This window comes from Exiguobacterium sp. RM11 (assembly GCF_059821525.1).
This window is the reverse complement of record NZ_CM187558.1, coordinates 872,429-893,583: the sequence shown is the minus strand read 5'-3', so window position 1 is coordinate 893,583 and position 21,155 is coordinate 872,429. Positions and strand designations below refer to the sequence as shown.

22 protein-coding genes and 1 riboswitch are annotated in these 21,155 nt (G+C 48.8%); of the genes, 2 read left to right on the top strand and 20 right to left on the bottom strand.

Annotated features, from left to right (window positions below):
• Positions 1 to 221 precede the first annotated feature (221 nt).
• The 7 genes from AC5LIL_RS04705 to AC5LIL_RS04675 all read right to left on the bottom strand — a co-directional run bounded on the left by AC5LIL_RS04705 (position 222) and on the right by AC5LIL_RS04675 (position 6,404).
• Entirely contained in the window at positions 222 to 527 is a 306-nt protein-coding gene (locus AC5LIL_RS04705; RefSeq protein ID WP_499825074.1) for a hypothetical protein, read from the bottom strand.
• Between the two features lie 163 nt (positions 528 to 690).
• Positions 691 to 1,059: a YutD family protein gene (locus tag AC5LIL_RS04700; RefSeq protein WP_074033531.1), complete on the bottom strand. Its 369-nt coding sequence runs from the start codon at positions 1,057 to 1,059 to the stop codon at positions 691 to 693.
• A gap of 48 nt (positions 1,060 to 1,107) precedes the next feature.
• The gene (locus tag AC5LIL_RS04695) at positions 1,108 to 2,454 is read right to left on the bottom strand and encodes a bifunctional metallophosphatase/5'-nucleotidase (RefSeq protein ID WP_499825073.1); all 1,347 of its coding nucleotides are present in this window, start codon (positions 2,452 to 2,454) and stop codon (positions 1,108 to 1,110) included.
• A gap of 9 nt (positions 2,455 to 2,463) precedes the next feature.
• Entirely contained in the window at positions 2,464 to 3,309 is an 846-nt protein-coding gene (locus AC5LIL_RS04690) for a DUF72 domain-containing protein (RefSeq protein WP_499825072.1), read from the bottom strand.
• Between the two features lie 11 nt (positions 3,310 to 3,320).
• Entirely contained in the window at positions 3,321 to 4,502 is a 1,182-nt protein-coding gene (locus AC5LIL_RS04685) for an MFS transporter (RefSeq protein ID WP_499825070.1), read from the bottom strand.
• Between the two features lie 105 nt (positions 4,503 to 4,607).
• The gene (gene brnQ, locus AC5LIL_RS04680) at positions 4,608 to 5,927 is read right to left on the bottom strand and encodes a branched-chain amino acid transport system II carrier protein (protein ID WP_499825069.1); all 1,320 of its coding nucleotides are present in this window, start codon (positions 5,925 to 5,927) and stop codon (positions 4,608 to 4,610) included.
• A gap of 204 nt (positions 5,928 to 6,131) precedes the next feature.
• A complete protein-coding gene (locus tag AC5LIL_RS04675) occupies positions 6,132 to 6,404 on the bottom strand; it encodes an acylphosphatase (RefSeq protein ID WP_499825067.1) in 273 nt (90 codons plus the stop codon).
• Between the two features lie 92 nt (positions 6,405 to 6,496).
• Here AC5LIL_RS04675 and AC5LIL_RS04670 point away from each other — a divergent pair, with 92 nt between their 5' ends.
• Positions 6,497 to 7,879 carry an alanine/glycine:cation symporter family protein gene (locus AC5LIL_RS04670; RefSeq protein ID WP_499825066.1) on the top strand — a complete coding sequence of 461 codons (1,383 nt, stop codon included), beginning with the start codon at positions 6,497 to 6,499 and terminating at the stop codon, positions 7,877 to 7,879.
• 35 nt (positions 7,880 to 7,914) lie between these two features.
• Here AC5LIL_RS04670 and AC5LIL_RS04665 read toward each other — a convergent pair whose 3' ends face one another.
• The 11 genes from AC5LIL_RS04665 to AC5LIL_RS04615 all read right to left on the bottom strand — a co-directional run bounded on the left by AC5LIL_RS04665 (position 7,915) and on the right by AC5LIL_RS04615 (position 19,042).
• Positions 7,915 to 8,898 (bottom strand): L-lactate dehydrogenase, encoded by a 984-nt coding sequence (locus AC5LIL_RS04665; protein ID WP_499825065.1) that lies wholly within the window; start codon positions 8,896 to 8,898, stop codon positions 7,915 to 7,917.
• Between the two features lie 109 nt (positions 8,899 to 9,007).
• Complete coding sequence (sufB, locus tag AC5LIL_RS04660) at positions 9,008 to 10,405, bottom strand: Fe-S cluster assembly protein SufB (RefSeq protein WP_047795116.1); 1,398 nt, start codon at positions 10,403 to 10,405, stop codon at positions 9,008 to 9,010.
• A gap of 19 nt (positions 10,406 to 10,424) precedes the next feature.
• On the bottom strand, positions 10,425 to 10,859 hold the full coding sequence (gene sufU / locus AC5LIL_RS04655; RefSeq protein ID WP_499825064.1) for a Fe-S cluster assembly sulfur transfer protein SufU: 435 nt from the start codon (positions 10,857 to 10,859) through the stop codon (positions 10,425 to 10,427).
• Complete coding sequence (locus AC5LIL_RS04650; RefSeq protein ID WP_074033539.1) at positions 10,849 to 12,069, bottom strand: cysteine desulfurase; 1,221 nt, start codon at positions 12,067 to 12,069, stop codon at positions 10,849 to 10,851. Before AC5LIL_RS04650 ends, sufU begins: the two co-directional genes overlap by 11 nt.
• Before the next feature lies 1 nt (position 12,070).
• Entirely contained in the window at positions 12,071 to 13,339 is a 1,269-nt protein-coding gene (gene sufD, locus AC5LIL_RS04645) for a Fe-S cluster assembly protein SufD (RefSeq protein WP_499825062.1), read from the bottom strand.
• 12 nt (positions 13,340 to 13,351) lie between these two features.
• Positions 13,352 to 14,113, bottom strand: a complete 762-nt coding sequence (sufC, locus tag AC5LIL_RS04640; protein ID WP_143180266.1) for a Fe-S cluster assembly ATPase SufC — start codon at positions 14,111 to 14,113, stop codon at positions 13,352 to 13,354.
• A gap of 178 nt (positions 14,114 to 14,291) precedes the next feature.
• The gene (locus AC5LIL_RS04635) at positions 14,292 to 15,506 is read right to left on the bottom strand and encodes an MDR family MFS transporter (RefSeq protein ID WP_499825061.1); all 1,215 of its coding nucleotides are present in this window, start codon (positions 15,504 to 15,506) and stop codon (positions 14,292 to 14,294) included.
• A 99-nt stretch (positions 15,507 to 15,605) separates the two neighbouring features.
• Positions 15,606 to 16,439, bottom strand: a complete 834-nt coding sequence (locus AC5LIL_RS04630) for a MetQ/NlpA family ABC transporter substrate-binding protein (RefSeq protein WP_499825060.1) — start codon at positions 16,437 to 16,439, stop codon at positions 15,606 to 15,608.
• Positions 16,440 to 16,469: 30 nt separating this feature from the next.
• Entirely contained in the window at positions 16,470 to 17,132 is a 663-nt protein-coding gene (locus AC5LIL_RS04625) for a methionine ABC transporter permease (protein WP_012726857.1), read from the bottom strand.
• Entirely contained in the window at positions 17,122 to 18,150 is a 1,029-nt protein-coding gene (locus AC5LIL_RS04620; protein ID WP_214693486.1) for a methionine ABC transporter ATP-binding protein, read from the bottom strand. The genes AC5LIL_RS04625 and AC5LIL_RS04620 overlap by 11 nt, the downstream gene beginning before the upstream one ends.
• A gap of 77 nt (positions 18,151 to 18,227) precedes the next feature.
• Positions 18,228 to 18,334, bottom strand: a riboswitch (SAM riboswitch).
• A gap of 450 nt (positions 18,335 to 18,784) precedes the next feature.
• Positions 18,785 to 19,042, bottom strand: coding sequence for a thioredoxin family protein (locus AC5LIL_RS04615; RefSeq protein WP_214693488.1), 258 nt, complete (start codon positions 19,040 to 19,042; stop codon positions 18,785 to 18,787).
• Positions 19,043 to 19,222: 180 nt separating this feature from the next.
• Here AC5LIL_RS04615 and AC5LIL_RS04610 point away from each other — a divergent pair, with 180 nt between their 5' ends.
• Entirely contained in the window at positions 19,223 to 20,278 is a 1,056-nt protein-coding gene (locus AC5LIL_RS04610) for a PTS sugar transporter subunit IIC (protein WP_251126844.1), read from the top strand.
• A 45-nt stretch (positions 20,279 to 20,323) separates the two neighbouring features.
• On the opposite strand, the gene gcvH is transcribed toward AC5LIL_RS04610, so the two are convergent.
• Both gcvH and AC5LIL_RS04600 read right to left on the bottom strand, forming a co-directional pair.
• Positions 20,324 to 20,707, bottom strand: a complete 384-nt coding sequence (gene gcvH, locus AC5LIL_RS04605) for a glycine cleavage system protein GcvH (protein ID WP_026825478.1) — start codon at positions 20,705 to 20,707, stop codon at positions 20,324 to 20,326.
• 48 nt (positions 20,708 to 20,755) lie between these two features.
• A complete protein-coding gene (locus tag AC5LIL_RS04600) occupies positions 20,756 to 21,109 on the bottom strand; it encodes an arsenate reductase family protein (RefSeq protein ID WP_214693491.1) in 354 nt (117 codons plus the stop codon).
• Positions 21,110 to 21,155 lie beyond the last annotated feature (46 nt).

Here is a 21,155-nt window from a genome sequence, read left to right as displayed (position 1 = left end):
AGGAGCGAACCACTGTGGAATCCCATTGACGATGACAAAACAAAAGCGCCAATCCGGCCACGAGCCACCATTTTCCTTTCAGCGCTTGTCGTGCATGTTGTTTCCATTCAGATCTCATTGTAACCCATCCTTTTTTATAGTCTTCTCTACAGTGTACGTGAAAAGGTTGCAGGACGTTTCAAAAAAACATAAAAAAAGGGAAAGGATTTTTTCCTTTCCGCTTAACGAATCATTACATTACCTAAAAAGAACTGAGACATGGATAAGATCAATAAGAGCACTCCGAGCGAAAACGCAAGGTGAGATGTAATTTTGAAGACGCGACTCCGTAAAAAAGAATGGCTGTATTCAAAGCGACGGACGATCAACACATGAATGAGTTCAAAAAGAATGACTGCCGCCGTAAAATAGAAGGTCATCATGATGTGAAAGCCAAAAAAGAACATAGCCAGTATCCCTAGTCCGAGATTATGAATTCGATTATGGACGTCATCCCGATCCCCGACGGTCGTTTGTACATGTTGCATCCAATCACCTCACTCTAAAAACCAAAACTACGTAGCTATCCTTAATGACAACTTATCACATTTTTCCAACCCTTAAACTCGAAGTCATGACTTTTTACCTAAACGAAATATTTGGAAATTAACTGTAATATAGAAATATAAAAAGTGCTGATTGCTCAGCACTTTACGCATTTGTCTCTTCAGTCTTGTTGAACTTCCGCTTCAACTTCAGTTTCTGCTTCGTTCCACCAAAGACAGGACCACTCTCTTCTTCGTTAATGTCTGTCTCTTTCTTCAGAACGAAATAAGGACATCCGAAATTGCAATACTCGTATACATAGTCCATCACGTGATCAATCCGGTTCTCATACGTCGCTAACTTTGATTGTGGTTCATAGAACCCTTTCAAACGTAGCTGCCCGTGTCCCCAGTCGCCGACAATATAGTCGTATTTATCAAGCACGTCACTATACCTTGCGATAAACGCTTCTTCGTCAAATCCGTCGCGCTTCTCTTCTAAAACGGTATATCCGTGGCGATTCACTCGAATCATTGCTCCCACCTCCACTCTGTTATCATAGCATGCCCCACTATGACGGCTCTATCCTTTTCGAATGACCTCATGACGAGCGACAATTGTCTCTCGCAACACATCCCGCAGAAGTTCGGGCATGAAATATCGTTTCGGCTGGTCTGCTAAGTATGGAAGGAGCGGACCAAACGTCAACATATCGACCGTTGCGACGCGATATGTCCGATTCGGTTCTAGCTTTTCTCCCATGACGTAGTACTGACCGTCCCGCTGTTCGATTTGATACAGACTCGGTTCACCGAGTACGGTGCCTCTGAATCCTAGACCTCTGACGTGCATATTCGTGAACGTTTCCTCATTTACGTCATGTAAAAATCGATCGAGCGTCTTACCGTCAAGCGTCAGGACACATGGGTTGATTGGATGTGGACAGATCCGATGCAACATGTTCAGCGTGACTTTTCCTGGAGCGAGACCGTCTAGGACGACTCCAGACGGAATGATTCCGACATCGGCTGCACACCATTCAACCATCCCTTCTACAAGCAACTCACTAAGCGGAGAATGCCCGAACCAATCAGATGCATATCCTTCTGTTTCTGCGATTGTGATATTAAGGAGGCGTTCGGCATCTGCCCCTTCTGTATCTAACAAAGCCAACGTATCTGGACTATCTGATTGTTGTGACAGTTCATGGAGGCGAGCTTCTTTCGAAACGACTCCTGACTCATCGAGCGTCAGTGTCACTTCCCCGACATACTTCCCATATTTCCCAGCTTGTGCAATGAGCACTCCGTTCGTCGTCACGCCTTCATCTAAAACGTGATGCGTATGGGCCCCGAGGATGACGTCAATATCAGGATACATGTCTGCTAATCGTTCATCCCCGAAGAAACCGAGATGACTGAGTGCGATGATGACATCACAATGTGCCAACCGCTCTAGCGCTCGCTTTGTCGCTTCGTAAGGTGATTCGATTTGCCAACCAAGTTCGGGATACAACTCTTCATAAGGGGCTGTGACACCAAATAAGCCAATTTTCAACCCATCACGCTCAAGAACAAGCGTTTCTTCGACCCAATTTGGTCGCGACCCGTCTGCTTCATACACATTCCCAAGCAAAATCGGGAACGTCGCCTCTTCATATAGATCGGCTAACCAATCGTGTGGAAACGTGATGCCTTCATTGTTTCCAATCGTGACAGCCGTCGGTTGAAGTCGCTCGAGTAAGCGAACGTTCAACTTTCCGCGCGTCACCTCAGTCGCCGGATGTGTGCGATCGGCATGATCACCTAAATCAAAATAGAGTGTATCGTCCGTACGACGTTCTTCTAGAAATGAAACAAGTTTCGGCCATTGGTCGAACTTTGAGTGAAGATCATTGTAGTGAAAAATAGTAAGTTTCGTCACGGCCATCCCTTCCTTCTAAAACAGACTAATTTGTCTAGGTGCAAGCTCGTATTCGAGCCCGAGAATTTCAATTAAACGCTTGGCGTTAGGAGCCGCGTCCCCGGCCGAGTTGTTGTTAAAGTATACGTACACGTCTTTCGCTTCACGGTCAATCTCGCGGAGCGAGGTAGCGAGTTCCTGAAGCTCTTCCTCGCTATAGCGATATAGACAACGGACGTGTCGCCATTCTTGACTCGTCATGCCCGGCTTTTTAAGCCAACCTGACGTATTGCGTCCATGTAATCGAACGACGGCTACCTCAGGGTGTGTCACGACCGGTACGAACGGAATACTGCTCTCTTTCGTCTGTGGCTCATCACAAATCGTATTGATGAATCGCTGTTCCTTTAAAAATTGAAGTGTACGATCCCGGAACGCTTCAGAGAACCAAGTCGGATTACGAAACTCGATGGCAATCGCATAATCAGAGAGTTCGGCACGGAGTGTTCGTAAATAGTCGAGATGCGGTTTCGATACGTCGAACCAAGGCGGAAGCTGGACGAGCACAGCCCGTAACTTCCCTGCCTGTTTCAATGGATCGACCGAAACACGATAACGCTCAAACAATTCAATGAGTGGCGTTTTCGGTTCACGGTCATGTCCGCTCATTTCCCGGGAAACTTTGACGACGAATTGGAAATGGTCCGGTGTCTCGGCATCCCACTTCTCGAAATTTTTCACGGGCTGTATCGCATAAAATGTCGAATCGATTTCAACGGTCGGGAAATGACCCGCGTACGTCGATAGTTTATGTTTTCGTTCCTCTGGGGTCGTGTATAACAGATCGTGGTCACCCCATCCAGTCACACCAACGTAAATCATAGCGTCCTCCTTTATGACTCCGAAATGACGGTCGCTTTCCGTTTCGACCAGTTCCATGTGCCTGTATACGTAATGAGCAACAAGACCAGCCCCATGATGAACGGATAGCGCATATCAATATCAAACGCAATACCGGCAAGTGTCGGTCCTAAAATATTTCCGATGCTCATATAGGCGTTGTTCATCCCCATCGCAAGCCCCTGCTCGTTTCCTGCAAGTTTCGAGACGAGCGTGTTCAATACCGGGCGCAAGATGGACGTCGACAAGAAAATGACGAGTGTCACTGCAAAGAACAATATATACGTTCCCGCGAAGAGGGATAATAAGAAACCAAACGCCGCGAGCGCGATGAAGGCGAGGACGACTTTGACCTCTCCCATCAACTCGACTAAACGGTCGACCGCGAACAATTGGACGATGACGCTGACGATGCCCGTTCCCGTCACCATGATCGCAATCTCTTGAGGCGTCGCGCTGAACATCTCGCTGACGTATAATCCAAGCACTGATTCATACGCCATGAGTCCGAACGCCATGACCAAGTTGATCAATAATACGAAGAAGTATGGTTTACGTGTCGACATAACCAATTGTGTCGGTAACGATTCTTTTATTTTCGGTGCCACGTAAGGAGCACGGTCCGGTTCTTTTAAAAGAAGGACGGATGAAATGACAGCAATGAACGAAACGATTGCTGAGACGAGTAATGGCGTCTTTAGCTCGAACTCGGCAAAAAATCCACCAATACCTGGTCCGACAACAATTCCGAGTGACATTGCCGCGGAAATATAACTGTTCCCTCGAGCTCGTTGCTCGAGTGTCGTGATATCTGCCACATAAGCGAAGATGGCAGGAATCAAAAGCGCTGCACCAACACCCCCGATGGCACGAGAGATGAGAAGAATCGTTAAGTTATCTGATAGATAGAAGACTCCCATCGAGATAGTGAATCCAATCAGACCGAGAATGATCATGAGTCGGCGCCCGTAGACGTCCGCCCATTTCCCAGCAATCGGTGACATGACGAGCTGGGCACCCGCAAATACGGAAATCATGAGTCCGGCGGCTGTCCCTCCTTCGCCAATCATCTTTAAGTAATCCGGAATAATTGGGATGATGATCCCAAACCCGGCGACGGCGATAAACATGTTCAACATGAGAATCGCCAATTGATTTTTTTGTTTTGTCGTCAACTCGTGTCACTCCCTTTTCATCTTTCCATTTTACTGTTTGAGTTCACATCCAGGCAAACAATAAGACAGAAAAAAGCCCATCCTAGACCAAAGGATGGGCGAGACTTATGAGATGCGTGATTGAGCGAGTGGTTCTTGTGGCGTTCCCTTCGGAAGAAGAAGCGTGATCGCATAGACGATCAGCGTCGGAACTGCCCAGGCAAGTCCGATATCCGCCATTGGTAAGTTTCCGATCCAAGAAGTAACCGCAGAAGGCTGGATGCCGTTCCACGTCTCAAAGAACGAGAGCACGAGCGCCGTATAAATCGTCGCTTTCATCGCCACACGAGGGTTTCGTTGAAAACGTTCCGTCACCGATACGAGCACGAGTGCGATCATGACCGGATAGAGGAGCGTGAGAAGCGGCACCGCGATTTGAATCAACGAACTCAAACCGACGAGTGAGATCATGAATCCAAACAACGTTGTCGCGATGACGACATGATGATATTTGAGAGAATCAAACTGATTGCTGATGAAGCGTGAGAACTCTGAGATGAGTCCAACTGCTGTCGTCAAACAAGCGAGGAAGACCGCTAATCCGAGTGCGAGCATTCCGATTTGTCCGTAAGACGTACCTGCGAACGCTTGGAGAAGGCTTGCGCCACTCGTCGTTCCTTCTGCGACTGTCATATTCGCACCGATTGAAGCGAGCGAGATATAGACGAGCATCAAACAGGTAACCGCGAGCATCCCTGCAGAGCGAAGGAGTGAAGACGCTTCTTTTTGGTCACTCAATCCATTGGCTTTCAACGTGACGAGGACGATTGCCCCAAAGACGAGGGCCCCGAATACATCCATCGTCAAATAACCTTGTTGGAAACCTTGACCGAGTGCGCCAACCCATGTCTCAAATCCTTCTGCTGGAGCTCCTGGCTCTCCAAGTGGAGCGACAAGGTTCGTGATTCCAATCGCTACGAGCAAGAATAAGAGGATTGGTGTGATGATTCGTCCGATGACTTCAATCAACTTTTGAGCACGGAGCGTCAAGAAGAACGTCAACCCGAAAAAGACGGTCGAACTCATCGCGAGTGTCAAAGTTGAAGGTGCATCGAGAAACGGAACAAGTCCCATTTCATACGTGACAGCGGCCGTACGCGGGATTCCGAAGAATGGCCCGATGGCTACGTACATCAATCCCGTCAAGACGAGCGCGAGACGTTTAGGAATGTACCGAGCAATTTGGTCTGTTCCGCCGCCGACCTGAGCGACTGCGAACAAAGCAAGAAGCGGTAAACCGACACCCGTAATGATGAACCCGATCATCGCCGGTACGAGGTTTTCCCCCGCCAAGGCGCCGAGCTCTGGTGGGAACAGCAAGTTCCCGGCCCCAAAGAATAAAGCAAAAATCGTAAACGCTAACGGGAACAATGTCGATTTTTTCATACAACTACCTCCATACACTTGATATTCCGAACGAATTAACAAAAAAATAATAACTAAATTTTCTGACAATATATCGCTTGGTCTATTTCATTATACACACTTCCTATCGTTTGACCACCCCATCTCCAAAATTCGAGGTTTAATTTTTAGAAATGTAGATTTCACAAAAAAATCCCCCTTCGGAACGAAGGAGGATGTAAGCGTTTAATACCGGATTTCGAATTTACGGAATCTTTGATCATCTGTCTTCGCTTCGTCAATTCGCTCGACGCCGACGAAACGATTTCCATCTTGTAAAGCTTTTTGAAATGACTCGATGTCTTCACTCGTGCCTTCTACATGAAGTTCGACCGTCCCGTCATTCAAGTTTCGCACCCATCCTTTGATTCCATATTGGCGAGCGGTTTCTTGTGAAAAGTATCGAAACCCGACGCCTTGGACACGTCCAGATACGACCAAATGTTTGGCGACTCTCATTCTATATTCCTCCTTTATTTTGACAAAGATGTTTAGAGGTCCTTACTTTAGGAAACAGTATTTAAGTAAAATAATGGAATTGGAGTGGTTATATGAATGCAGTTATCGATATCGTCACGAGTTTTTCAAATTGGCTTTGGGGTGTGCCGATCATCTCGTTACTCGTCTTGTCCGGTGTGTTTCTTACGATCAAACTTGGTTTCTTTCAGTTTCGTCATCCAATCTACATATTTAAGCAAACGTTCGGAAGCATCTTTAAAAAACCAAAAGGTGAAGGCGACATCAGTCCGAGACAAGCCTTAACGTCAGCGCTCTCTTCAACAGTCGGGGCCGCGAACATTATCGGTGTACCTGCAGCGATCATGTTCGGGGGACCGGGTGCCATCTTCTGGATGTGGGTCATTGCCATCATCGGCATGGCCATCAAGTTTTCGGAGAGCGTACTGGCCGTACACTATCGTGAAAAGAATGACGCCGGCGAATTTGTCGGTGGACCTGTCTACTACATATCAAAAGGACTTCGTTGGAAATGGCTTGCGACTTGGTTCGCTTTCGCCCTCATGATCGAACTCATTCCGAGTATCATGGTACAAGGGAACGCCGTCAGCTCGGCAGTCCGTGAGACGTTCAATGGGAACACGCTCATCACCGGTATCGTCGTCGCTATTCTTGTTGGCATCATCGTCTTTGGTGGACTGAAGCGCATCGCGAAAGTCACGGAGATCGTCGTTCCTGGCATGGCACTCGTCTATGTCGGAGCCGGAATCGTCATCGTCTTGATGAACTTCTCTGAGATTCCAAACGTGCTCAGTCTCATCTTCTCGTATGCGTTCGAGCCGATGGCCGCGTTCGGAGGATTTGCCGGAGCTGCCGTCGCCGAAACGATTCGTTGGGGCTTCGCCCGCGGACTCTATTCGAATGAAGCGGGTCTTGGAACGGCACCGATTGCCCACGCTGCTGCACAAACGGATCACCCGGTGCGCCAAGGATTCTGGGCGGTCATCGGAATCGTCATCGATACGCTCATCATTTGTAGCACGACCGCCTTCGTCGTCTTGTCTTCCGGTGTGTGGACGGCAGACGGAGCGATGGATGACCCAGCGGCGTTGACGACGATCGCCTTCCGTGAATACTTCGGTTACACGGGAAGCTTACTCGTCACCATCTCGCTCATCTTCTTTGTTCTCTCGACCATTATCGTCATCATCTTTTACGGATCGCGTCAGGCCGAGTACTTGTTCGGTTTGACGGCAGGAAAAATCATGAAGGCCGTCTATATCGTCTCGATTGTCATCGGTTCGATTGGAGGCGCCCAAATGATTTGGAACTTCCTCGATTTGATGCTCGCGATGATTCTCATCCCGAACATGATTGCCGTCCTGCTTCTAAGTGGTGAAGTGAAACGACTAACGACCGAATTCTTCACATCCGAGAAGTACTATAAGAAAGATATCGCCGAAGAAGAGGCGTCTTAACCAACAATCCGACTGCTTGTGCAGTCGGATTTTTTTTAGGATGCTGGTTCGACTTTCTCGATTCCGGCCTTGATTGCTTGTACCGAGGCATCAAACTTCTGTTGTTCTTCGTCCGTCAATTCAATTTCGATAATCTTGCGAATGCCGCTCCGGTCAATCAAGGCCGGTACACCGATATGCACGTCACTCGCCCCATACTCGCCTTCTAAATGAGCCCCAATCGTGACGACGGAATTTTCATTTCGAACGATGGCCCGGATAATGCGTAGTAAGCCGACCCCAATTGCATAATAAGCGGCACTCTTATACTCGATAATCTGATAAGCAGCGTCACGCACATCTATATAAATGGATTCCAAGTCCTCAAACCGATACTTCTCGTTCTCTGCCAACAGTTCATCAATACTCTTTCCATAGATGCGCGCGTTGTTCCATGCGACAAATCCCGTATCCCCATGTTCTCCCATATAATAAGCGTGGCAGTTTCGTGGCGACAGTTCGAAATAGTCTCCAAGTTTGTAACGGAGTCGCGCCGTATCGAGGACGGTCCCTGACCCGATGACACGTTCTTTCGGTAGACCCGATGCTTTCCAAGCGACGTGTGCCATGACATCGACCGGGTTCGTCGCGACGACTAAGATGCCGTCAAATCCACTCTTCATCAAGTCTTGTGTCACGGTGCGGACGACCTTCGCGTTTTGCTCGACGAGGTCCATCCGTGTTTGGCCGAGTTTTTGCGCCGCACCTGCCGTGATGACGACGATATCTGCGTCTTTACAATCCGAATAGTCCCCTGCCCAAATTCGGACCGGTGTCGGGGCGAACGAGATGCCATGATTCAGGTCCATTGCCTCCCCTTCTGCTTTGGCATGATTCGAGTCGATTAAGACGAGCTCTTCACAAAGGGCTGCCGTTGATAATTGATAAGCAAAACTGACCCCAACCCATCCTGCACCGATGACGGCGATGCGAGTGATATCTTTCGGGTCAATATCATCTTTATGTGGAATACGTGTCATGTAGATCCTTCCTTTCTATATATCATTCTCTTTTTAGCATACCCTACATAAGGCATAGACATAACAAAAAAACGGACCCCTTTTTACAAGGAGTCCGTCATTCAGGCGATTATCCAATCGAACCTTCCATCTCGAACTTGATGAGACGGTTCATTTCGACCGCATATTCCATTGGCAATTCTTTTGTGAATGGCTCGATGAAGCCCATAACGATCATTTCTGTCGCTTCTTCTTCCGAGATTCCACGGCTCATGAGGTAGAAGAGTTGCTCTTCTGACACTTTTGAGACTTTCGCTTCGTGTTCGAGTGACACTTGGTCGTTCAAGATTTCGTTGTACGGGATTGTATCTGACGTTGACTCGTTGTCCATGATGAGCGTGTCACACTCGATGTTCGAGCGCGCGCCCTTCGCCTTACGGCCGAAGTGGACGATTCCACGGTACGATACTTTTCCGCCTTGTTTCGAAATCGATTTCGAGACGATTGACGAAGACGTGTTCGGCGCGAGGTGAATCATTTTCGCTCCAGCGTCTTGGTGCTGTCCTTTACCAGCGAGGGCGATCGAGAGTGTCATCCCACGTGCGCCTTCCCCTTTCAAGATGACAGCCGGGTATTTCATCGTGAGTTTCGATCCGATGTTTCCATCGATCCACTCCATTGATCCACCCGCTTCACAGACTGCACGTTTCGTTACCAAGTTGTAGACGTTGTTCGCCCAGTTTTGGATTGTCGTGTAACGGCAGTATGCGTCTTTGTTGACGAAGATCTCAACGACCGCTGAGTGAAGCGAGTTCGTTGTGTAAACCGGTGCCGTACATCCTTCGACGTAATGAACCGATGCGCCTTCGTCGACGATGATGAGCGTACGCTCGAACTGACCCATGTTTTCCGAGTTAATACGGAAATAAGCTTGAAGCGGTTGCTCGAGTTTCACACCTTTTGGTACGTAAATGAACGAGCCACCCGACCAAACAGCTGAGTTGAGGGCCGCGAACTTGTTGTCTGTCGGCGGGATCAACTTCCCAAAGTACTCTTTGAAGATTTCTTCGTCTTCTTTGAGTGCTGTGTCTGTATCTTTGAAGATGACACCTTTGGCTTCGAAGTCTTCTTGCATGCTGTGGTAGACAACCTCAGACTCATACTGAGCCGAGACACCTGCCAAGTATTTTTGCTCTGCTTCTGGGATACCGAGCTTGTCAAACGTACGTTTGATTTCTTCTGGTACCTCATCCCATGAGCGTTCTGTCTTCTCAGATGGTTTGACATAGTAAGTGATTTCGTCGAAATCAAGTGCCGAGAGGTCTCCGCCCCATGTCGGCATCGCCATCTTGTTGAAGTGATCCAACGACTTCAAACGGAAGTCGAGCATCCATTGTGGCTCTTCTTTCATGCGCGAGATCGTCTCTACGATTTCTGTCGTCAAGCCGCGGCCTGAACGGAAAATCGAAACGTCCCGATCATGGAAGCCGTATTTATAATCGCCAATTTCCGGCATGTTCTTTGCCATATCGGTCTCCTCCTTCTCCTTACGCGTCCTCATCTACTCCTTTTTCAAGCGCCTTCCACGCAAGCGTGGCACACTTGATTCGAGCCGGGAATTTCGATACGCCTGAGAGCGCCTCGATATCACCGAGGTCAAACGTATCCGTGTCGTACTCTTTGCCTTGAACCATTTCAGAGAAGATGTTAGCGAGTTGAAGCGCCTCTTCTACTGTTTTTCCTTTGACGATTTGGGTCATCATCGATGCCGAGGCGAGACTGATCGAGCAGCCTTCCCCTTCGAACTTCGCATCTTTGACGATATCGTCTTCGACTTGTAGTTGAAGACGAAGCGCATCCCCACATGTCGGGTTGTTCAAGTCCACCGTCACGCCATCTTCGATGACGCCACGGTTTCTTGGGTTTTTATAGTGATCCATGATGACCTGGCGGTACAACATGTCGAGATTATTAAAACTCATAATTGAAATACTCCTTCGTTTGACGTAATCCCTCGATGAAACGGTCGACCTCTTCTTTTGTGTTGTACAAATAGAAGCTCGCCCGTGCCGTCGATGATTGCTTCAAAAGACGCATGAGTGGTTGTGCACAGTGGTGACCGGCACGAACCGCGATGCCTTGCATATCGAGAACGGTCGCGAGGTCGTGCGCATGCACGTCCTTCAAGTTGAACGTGACGAGACCGACGCGATCTTCAGGACCATAAATCTCGATTCCTTCAATCGTTTTCATCTGCTCGATCGCGTAAGACGCGAGTTCACGTTCGTGTGCTTCGACGTTCTCAAGCCCGATTTCTTCTAAGAAATCGATGGCTGCCGCAAGTCCGACCGCTCCAGCAATGATTGGTGTTCCCGCTTCGAAGCGGTACGGGATGTCTTTCCACGTCGATTCATACAAATCGACATAGTCGATCATCTCGCCACCGAACTCGACCGGTTCCATGTTTTTGAGGAGTTGTTTCTTCCCGTATAAGACACCGATTCCAGTCGGTCCGAGCATCTTATGTCCAGAAAAGGCAAGGAAGTCACAGTCGAGCGCTTGAACGTCCAGTTTACGATGCGGTGCACTTTGTGCAGCATCGACGACCATGACGGCACCAAACTCATGCGCAAGTCGAGCGACTTCGGCAATCGGATTGATCGTACCGAGCACGTTTGAGACGTGGCTCATCGCGACGATTTTCGTCCGGTCCGATAAGACGGCTTGAACGGCATCCAATGTGACACGTCCGTCCGGCGTGAGCTCGACGTATCGAAGCGTCGCGCCTTTTCGCTTGGCGAGTTGTTGCCACGGAATCAAGTTCGCATGGTGTTCCATCGGAGTGAGGACGATTTCGTCGCCTTCACCGACATTCGCATCCCCGTAGCTCGACGCAACCAAGTTGATGGCCGTCGTTGTCCCACGTGTGAAAATGATTTCTTCAGGAACCGCCGCATGGATGAACGAGCGGACGCGTTCGCGTGCTCCTTCATATGCATCCGTCGCTTGCGTCCCGAGCGTATGGACGCCACGATGCACGTTCGAATGGTTGCGACGATAATAGTCCTCGATCGCCTCGATGACAGCGAGCGGCTTTTGTGAGCTCGCCGCGCTATCAAGATAAACGAGCGGGTGTCCATTGATTTCCTGATTTAAAATCGGAAATTGTTCACGAATCGAGGCGTTCAACATCTTAACGTACTTTCCCTTCGATGACTTCGCGGAGACGGTCTTTGACCGAATCGATTGCGAGTTCTTCGACGACAGGCGTCAAGAATCCGTGGATGATTAAACGCTCTGCCTCTTGGCGAGACAATCCACGGCTCATCAAGTAATACAATTGAACGTCATCGACACGACCGACCGATGCCGCGTGACCTGCCATAACATCATCTTCATCGATAAGAAGAATCGGGTTGGCGTCCCCACGTGCTTTTTCAGAGAGCATCAAGACGCGCTCGGTTTGTACACCGTTCGATTTTGACGCACCGTGGTGAATCATCGATGTACCGCTGAAAATCGCAGTGGCTGCGTCTTTTTGGACACCGTGAATCAAGATGAACCCTTCAGATGCTTTTCCGAAGTGGTCGGTACGAATGTTGAAATTTTGTTTTTGTGCACCGCGACCGATTGTCACAGCTTTTGTATCCGAATACGTGTTGTCTCCGACGAGGTGAGTCTTCGTCTCGACGACCGAGTTCCCGTCATTCATGTGACCGAGCGCCCAATCGAGGCGACCGTTCGCATAGACGACACCGCGACGGTTCATGAACGTAAGGGCTGATTCAGCGAGCTGATCGACACCACCGAAGACGACTTTCGCGTTCTCTCCAGCGAATACTTCCGTCACGACGTTGACCGTGTGCGGTTCGTTCGTACCAGAAAGGAAGTTTTCGATGTATGTCACTTCACTGCCTTCGTCAGCGACGAGAATCGTGTGGTGATAGAGGGCACCGTTCGCCTGTTCCATCGTAAAGATGGCTTGAAGCGGATCTTTCAATTGTGTGTTTTTCGGTACGTAAATGAACGCCCCACCGTTTGTGAGGGCAGCGTTCAACGCCGAAAGACGTTCTTCATCGACACGTACGCCTTCCGTCATGAAGTATTTCTCAACGAGCTCAGGATGTTGCTCCATCGCTTCTTTGATTCCCATGAATAAGACGCCTTCTGGCATCGACAATTCGTTATAGACGACATGACCGTTGCGTTCAACGAGCACGTTTGTCCGGTGGTCTCCGAGAAGTGATTCGATGTCAGCTGTCAAACCATCTTTCGGTTCGAGATTGACATCACCCGCTGCGAAGTACCACTTATCAATCTTAATCTTTTCAACTTTTGGCAAAGCAAGTGTCGGCGCAAGTTCTGCTGCCTCTTTACGACGGTTGACCATCCATGCTGGTCCGCCGAGCGCTTCTGCACGTGCCGACAACGCTTGTGCATCCAATTCAAATTGTACGGTCATCGTACAGCCTCCTTACGCTTCTGTGTCTACTGTCATTCCGAGTTCTTGCTTCACCCAGTCGTAACCTTCTGCTTCGAGTCGCTGTGCGAGCTCTTTGCCACCAGACATGACGATTTTCCCGTCCATCATGATGTGTACGAAGTCTGGCTCAATATAGTTGAGGAGACGTTGGTAGTGCGTGATGATCAAGCAGCCGAACTCTTCTGAACGCATTTCGTTAACACCTTTTGCGACAACTTTGAGTGCATCGATATCAAGACCTGAGTCGATTTCATCCAAGATGGCGATGTTCGGTTGAATCATCATCATTTGAAGAATTTCGTTACGTTTCTTCTCACCGCCTGAGAATCCTTCGTTTAAGTAACGGTGTGCCATTTCTGAAGGGATTTCGAGAAGTTCCATCTTCGCATCGAGTTCACGGATGAACTTCATGAGTGAGATTTCTTGACCTTCTTCACGACGTGAGTTGATTGCTGAACGCAAGAAGTCTGCGTTTGTCACACCGCTGATTTCAGCCGGGTACTGCATCGCAAGGAACATTCCTGCTTGTGCGCGCTCGTCGACTTCCATCTCGAGGACATCTTCGCCGTTTAATTCGACGCTCCCCCCAGTGACCTCATAAAGTGGATGACCCATGAGTGCTGATGCGAGTGTTGATTTACCAGTCCCGTTTGGACCCATGATGGCATGAATTTCGCCACCTTTAATTTCTAGGTTAAGACCTTTAACAATCTCTTTTCCTTCGATTGAGACGCGGAGGTCATCAATTTTCATTTGTGGTACGTTAGACATTCGGATACCCCTTCCGTATTTTCTCGCCATAGTGAATGGCGTAGATTAGATATATTCTAATCTTAGACTAGTCATTTTTTTATTTCAAGCGACTCACCTTAGAATTCATTCTCAATAGAATGATAAAAGTTGAGAATGCTAATAGTAGGAAATCAAGACATTATCCGGCATTCTCTTCGACAAGTGCGAGGACGGCTTTCCGCTCTCGTACTGCGGCCGCGAAGAAGAAGGCACCACACCCCGTCAAGAGCGCCAAACTTCCGAACACCGGAAGCGATGATTGCCCGAATGTATCGAGTAACACCCCACCGATAATCGGACCGATCGTCTGACCGAGTGACGTCAATCCCATCGCCCCAAAATAAGTTCCCCGTAAATGTTCGGGAGCCAGTTCATCCGTCAATACATCTGTCATCGTGAACATCAATACTTCGCCGACCGTGAAAATGGCCATTGCCACAAAGAGTACCCATTCAACTGTCGCAAAACCAATCAATAAAAGACCGAACGACAACGTCGAAATGCCGAAGAAGAGTGACTTGATCGGCGAGACACGAATCCCGAAACGCATAATCGGATACTGGACGATGAGCACCGTGATGGCGTTCGTCGTCAATAAGTATGCAAACAATCTCGAACCGTCTTCCAACCCGTCGCTTAATGCGATGAATTGAGGGAGCGTCGAATTGAACTGACTGTAACCGATAATTGCAAAGATCATTCCGATGATAACCGCACGGAATGTCCGGTCGTCTCGCAGGACCCGGAACGTCTCCGTCAAGTGTGGCCGTGCCTTGACCCCGTCTCCCTCTTCAAACGGATACTTATAAAACAAGATCGAGATGATGATTCCATACAATATGTATACTGCCGTCACGACAAAGAATGCGGTCTTCACTCCGGTGAGTGATAGGACGACCGCCAAGAGTGGCCCGAAGGCCGCGGCGATATTGATCATAAAGTAACGGACGTTATAGACGATGACCCGTTGGTCTGCCTGCGTCGTGTCACTGATGAGTGCGCGTGAAGCCGGTTCTAAGAAAGATCGCGACATGCCCATCAACATCGATAACATATAAAACCAAAACAGTTCGGTCGCGAGCGCGAGACCAGCGAACGTAACGGCATTGAGCACGATGCCAATCAACATGAGCTGTTTTCGCCCATATCGGTCAGAAAGAGTCCCTCCAAAGAAGCTCATGAACAGACCCGAAAGTGCCGTCACGGCAAAGATCGTTCCAATCACACTCGCCGAAAAGCCGAGCGTGGCCAGATAGATCGCAAAAAATGGCATGACGAAAAACGTCGCCAGTCGTGCAAAAAACGTCCCGAACAGGACGCCCCACGTCAGTGGATGAATCTGTCTGAGCTTCATCCAACCCCCCCTTTTCTTTCATATATGTAGTGTACTTCTCTTCATGAAAGAACACTAGACAAAAAAAGACCCAGGGGATGACCCCTGAGTCGAGACTGCTTATTGTTGTACCGGTACGACCGCACCTTTGTATTCGTCTAAGATCCACTGTTGTGTCTCTTCAGAAGTCAATACTTCGAGAAGTGCTTTGACGCGCTCATCTTCTTCGTCCCCTTCACGTGTGACGATCAAGTTGACGTATGGTGAGTCTTCGCCTTCGAGTGCGATGGCATCTTCAAGTGGGTTGAGACCTGCGTCGATTGCGTAGTTCGTGTTGATGAGGACCGCATCGCCTTCTCCGTTGTTGTAAGCTGTCGGAAGAAGTGCTGCTTCAACGTCTGTTTTGAACTTCAAGTCTTTAGGATTGTCAACGATGTCAGAGACTGTCGCATCGACCGTCTTGCCTTCAGCAAGTGTGATGAGACCTTCTGATTGGAGCATCGTGAGGATACGTCCGTGGTCAGCGACCGATGAACTCATGATGATTTCCGCACCTTCTGGAAGTTCGTCGAGCGATTTGTAGTCTTGTGAGTAGACACCGATTGGCTCGATGTGGACACCACCCGCAGATGCGAATTTGTAGTCTTTGTTTTCAGCCATTTGCGACTCGAGGTATGGCTCGTGTTGGAAGTAGTTCGCATCAAGCTCACCGCTTGCGAGCGTCTTGTTCGGAAGCACGTAGTCTTGGAACTTCTTGATTTCGAGTTTGTAGCCTTTTGCTTCATATTCTTCTTGTACGTGCTCTAAAATCTCAGCGTGCGGTACGTTCGACGCACCGACAATCAATGTTTTTTCATCGCCAGAACCTGTTTCTGCCTCTTCTCCGCCGCAAGCCGCGAGAACTGTGAATGCTGATAAAGCTGTCAATCCGAGTACTGTTTTCCAAGTTTTCATTATGAATCCCTCCAAATGGTGTATGTGTAATTAAGCTGAACGTTTATCAATTTTTGTGACGAGTCGGTCACCGATGAACTGGATGACGAACACGATGATCAAGATGAGCACCGTCGCCACGAACGTGACGTCGTTTTGTGAGCGTTGGAACCCTTCCAAGAAGGCCAAGTTCCCGAGTCCGCCGCCTCCGACGACACCGGCCATCGCCGTATAACCGACGATTGCCACGATGGTCACCGTGAGTCCTGAAACGATTGCCGGAAGTGCTTCCGGAATCAAGACTTTATAAATGATTTGCCATTTCGTCGCGCCCATCGATTCGGCCGCCTCGATGACACCGCGGTCGACTTCTCGAAGGGCAAGTTCGACCATACGGGCATAGAACGGTGCAGCTCCGATGATGAGTGCCGGAAGCGCCGCCGTCGAACCGAGCATGGTACCGAGCAGGAACAACGTGAACGGGATGAGTAAAATGATTAAGATGATGAACGGGATCGAACGGAAAACGTTGACGATCGCGCTGACGAAGACGTAAATTGGACGATTCTTCAATAATAGCGATTCGTTTGTAATATAAAGAATCAAACCTAAAGCGAGTCCGATCACAAACGTCGCGACACCCGCGACGAGCGTCATGTATAACGTCTCCCATGTCTGTTCCATCATGATTTGCCAGTCTACGTTAGGAAACATCGCTTTCCACCTCCACTTCTACTGATTGCGAACGAATCGACGCGATGGCGCGTTCGATTTCTCGTGCTTCCCCAATCAATTGGATGAATAGCGTGCCGAGCGCACCGACTTGTGACTGAGTCACGTTACCGCCGATGATGTTGAATCCGATGTCGTGCGTCTTAAGGACGTCAGACAAAATCGGTTGTTCTGCCGTTTCGTTCAAGAATTTCAATTTGACGATTTGCCCACTCGGATAGCGTGCTTTCAAATGTTCGAACGTGAGCGACAGATCGTCGACCGCCCCGATTTGTTTCACGAATTCTTTTGTGATCGGCTGCTCCGGATGTTGGAACACATCAGAGACTTGACCTGTCTCAACGACTTTCCCTGCCTCCATCACGGCGACGCGATGACAAATCTTTTGGATGACGTGCATCTCATGCGTGATGAGGACGATTGTCAATCCGAGTTTCTTATTGATGCTGACGAGCAGTTCAAGAATCGAATCCGTCGTCTTCGGGTCGAGCGCGCTTGTCGCTTCGTCACAGAGGAGCACCTCTGGATTTGTAGCGAGCGCGCGGGCAATCCCGACTCGCTGTTTTTGACCGCCGGATAATTGTGACGGATAGCTGTCTTCACGACCTGATAATCCGACGAGCTCGACGAGTTCCTGAACCCGACGCTTCCGCTCACTTGCCGGTACCCCGATCAATTCGAGTGGGAAGCTGATGTTTTCTGCGACCGTGCGCGACCACAGAAGGTTAAAGTGCTGGAAGACCATCGAGACGTTCTTGCGAACCCCTCGTAATTCTTTCGGGCTGAGCTTCGTGAGCTCACTCCCGGCGACCTCGATTTCACCGCTAGACGGTGATTCGAGACGGTTGAGTAATCGGATGAGCGTCGACTTCCCCGCCCCCGAATATCCGATTATTCCAAAAATTTCACCGCGATCAATCGTTAGTGACACATCATCCACCGCCTGGACACGACCATTCTTCGTATCGAACCATTTGGCGACGTTTCGTAATTGAATCAATTCCTTTCCCTCCTGACAACAAAAAAAGCGCGCACGTTTGAGCAAACGTGCGCACTTTATCGTACGGACAACGATTGCTCTCATCTGTCAAGGTTTCTCACCTTGCTGGAATTAGCACCATTTCGGATTACTCCGCGGTTGCTGGGCGTCATAGGGCCAGTCCCTCAGCCTCTCTTGATAAGAGTGTTGTGTATTCGATTAGCTTTATCATAGCGACAGCTTTTTCTGCTGTCAAATCATTTTTTCAAAAAAATCAAAAAAAGGTGCCGTCCGAGGACGACACAGAACGTAGCACCTTGAGTCACGGAAGGACAGCCCATAGATGAAAATCTTTTGCCCGTTCAAGATTTACATCCCTATATGGGGGAGATTCACCAATCATCACTCGATCTTGACTTGGACCGTGCGATTATACGGAACGTCTTTCTTCGCTTGATTTTTTTGGGGGACAATCGAAGGGAAGACTGACGTGTATTCGTATAAAGGTAGCAGCGGCTTCACCAAAACGTCTTGATGTCGGGAATATCGCGTCCTATTTTGTGTTCAAGTAAGATGTTGTAATGAATATACCATTCGTGAACTTTCTGTGTCAACTGATTATTTAAAATTTTCAGATTATTCTAATGTTCCTCTCTCACTTCACGAAAGAGAGGACATGCTGAACGTTTTGAAAGGCATAAAGACGATCCCGAACCTCGCCATTTTCAAGCTTTAACAGCGCTGGGACGCTCATCACCTGATAAGCTTCAAGTTCTTTTGGGATATAGTTCGCATCGCGCTTTTCAATCTGAATTTCAGGGTCGACCGCCTCGACAACCGTCAACATTTTCTCCGCGACAGCGCATGTACCACACATTGGGGCGTATATATATAAGTATCCGTCTGTAATCATTTTTCTCACCTCTCTTGTCATTATAATAGTCGTTCGAGTTCCGTTCAAAAATCGTGCTCTCGTGAAATTTCAGAATTTTTCAATGATTCTCTTGACTCTTCTGTCTGATAGGAATAATATGGGTTCTAACTTTATCGCTTTTGTACATAACAGCAAAGAAGAAGGACAGGTGAATGAATGATGACGGAACAGGCAACAGGTACGACAAAGCAATTTACGATGAACGTCTTAAACGGTCTCAGCATGGCGATTCTGATCGCCCTCATCCCGAGCGCGCTGCTCGGTGAACTCACGAAAGCTATACTCCCTTATTTTCCGTCTCTTCAATTCATATTGGATGCGACGACGATTGCGATGCGCCTCCTCCCGGCCATTATCGGTCTTGCCGTCGCGATGCAGTTCGGACGATCGATTTTAGAGGCAGGAACGATTGCCATCGCAACCTATGTCGGCAGTGGCGCTGTTCGAATTAATGAAGGTGCGTTCGTGATGGCCGGAATCGGTGACGTGATCACAGCCGGTGTGACCGCTGCAATCGCTACGATTCTTGTCATGAAGCTCGCTCCCCACTTGAAGACGTATACGGTCATCGTCATGCCGATGACAGTCATTGTCGTCGCAGGCGGCATCGGTGCCTTCTTATTGACGTATATCTCACAGATCACGACATACATCGGATACCTCATCATGACGATGACGGATCTTCAACCGGTTCTCATGGGCATCTTGATCGCGATGGCGTTCTCGCTCATCATCGTCTCGCCGATTTCGACTGTCGGGATTGCGACGGCCATCAGTCTATCAGGCGTTGCAGCCGGTGCGGCAAACCTCGGCGTCGTCGCCGCCGGGTTCGGTCTCGCCATCGCGGGTTGGCAGGCGAACGCGACCGGTACATCGATCGCCCACTTCCTCGGATCGCCGAAGATTCAAATGGCAAACTTCGTCCGACGCCCGATTATGATGCTTCCGATTTTGGCGAATGCGGCCATCCTCGGTGCGCTCGCTGGTATATTAAGAATCGAGGGGACTCCAATCAGCGCAGGGTTTGGCGTATCTGGACTCATCGGACCGGTAAACGCGCTACATCTCATGCCGGGCGGGTTCGCCTTGTTCAACGTGCTTCTCGTGATCGTCTTGTTCGGGCTTATTCCAGTCGGGCTCGGGATTTTCTTCTATCGTGTGTTCGAACGGGCGACGCTCGTCAAATCGGACCATTACCGACTCGATTTCGAGTGAACATAAAAAAAGCCGGCTTCTCCAATTAGGAGAGGCCGGTTTTACTTATCCTTGAATCATCGCTTCATATTCTTCTGCAGACATGAGCTTGTCGAGGTCTGACTCTTCCGTCAACTCAACTTCGACCATCCATGCATTTTCAAACGGTGACTCGTTGACGAGTTCTGGAGAATCGGCAAGGTCTTCGTTCACTGCTGTGATGCGTCCAGATACTGGCGCATACAACTCAGAGACCGTCTTGACTGATTCGACTGAACCGAATGGCTCGTCGAGTAGGATTGTACCGTCAACTTCTGGGAGTTCCACAAACACGATATCCCCTAGTTCGCTTTGTGCGAAATCCGTGATGCCGATGCGGGCTTTCGTTCCGTTCACTTCTACCCACTCATGTTCTTTTGAATAACGTAAATTTGCTGGTACTTTGCTCATCCTAACTTCCCCCTCAAATAAATTAGACTCACATCTGTATTATAGCACTTAGCCCCAAACGTCCGTAAAGGACTTTTCTGAAAATCCGACCGTCGTTTTTTCACCATTTGTGACGATTGGACGCTTCAAAAGCATACCATTGCTTGATAATAGCTCAAGTTGTTCGTCTTCTGATAGATTAGGTAGCTTGTCTTTGATGCCTTCGTTTCGATAGACTTGCCCGCTCGTATTGAAGAATTTCTTAAGCGGCAAGTCCGATTGTTTCCAAAGCTCGGCGAGTTCTTCTTTCGTCGGTGTCGATTCGACGATATGAACGTATGTATACTCGACGCCTTGCTCTTTCAACCATTTTTCTGCTTTTTTACACGTACTGCATGGTGGATAGCCGTATAGTGTCACCATCTGTTCATCACCTCTTTCATCAATGTAGCATATCTAGAGAAATCAA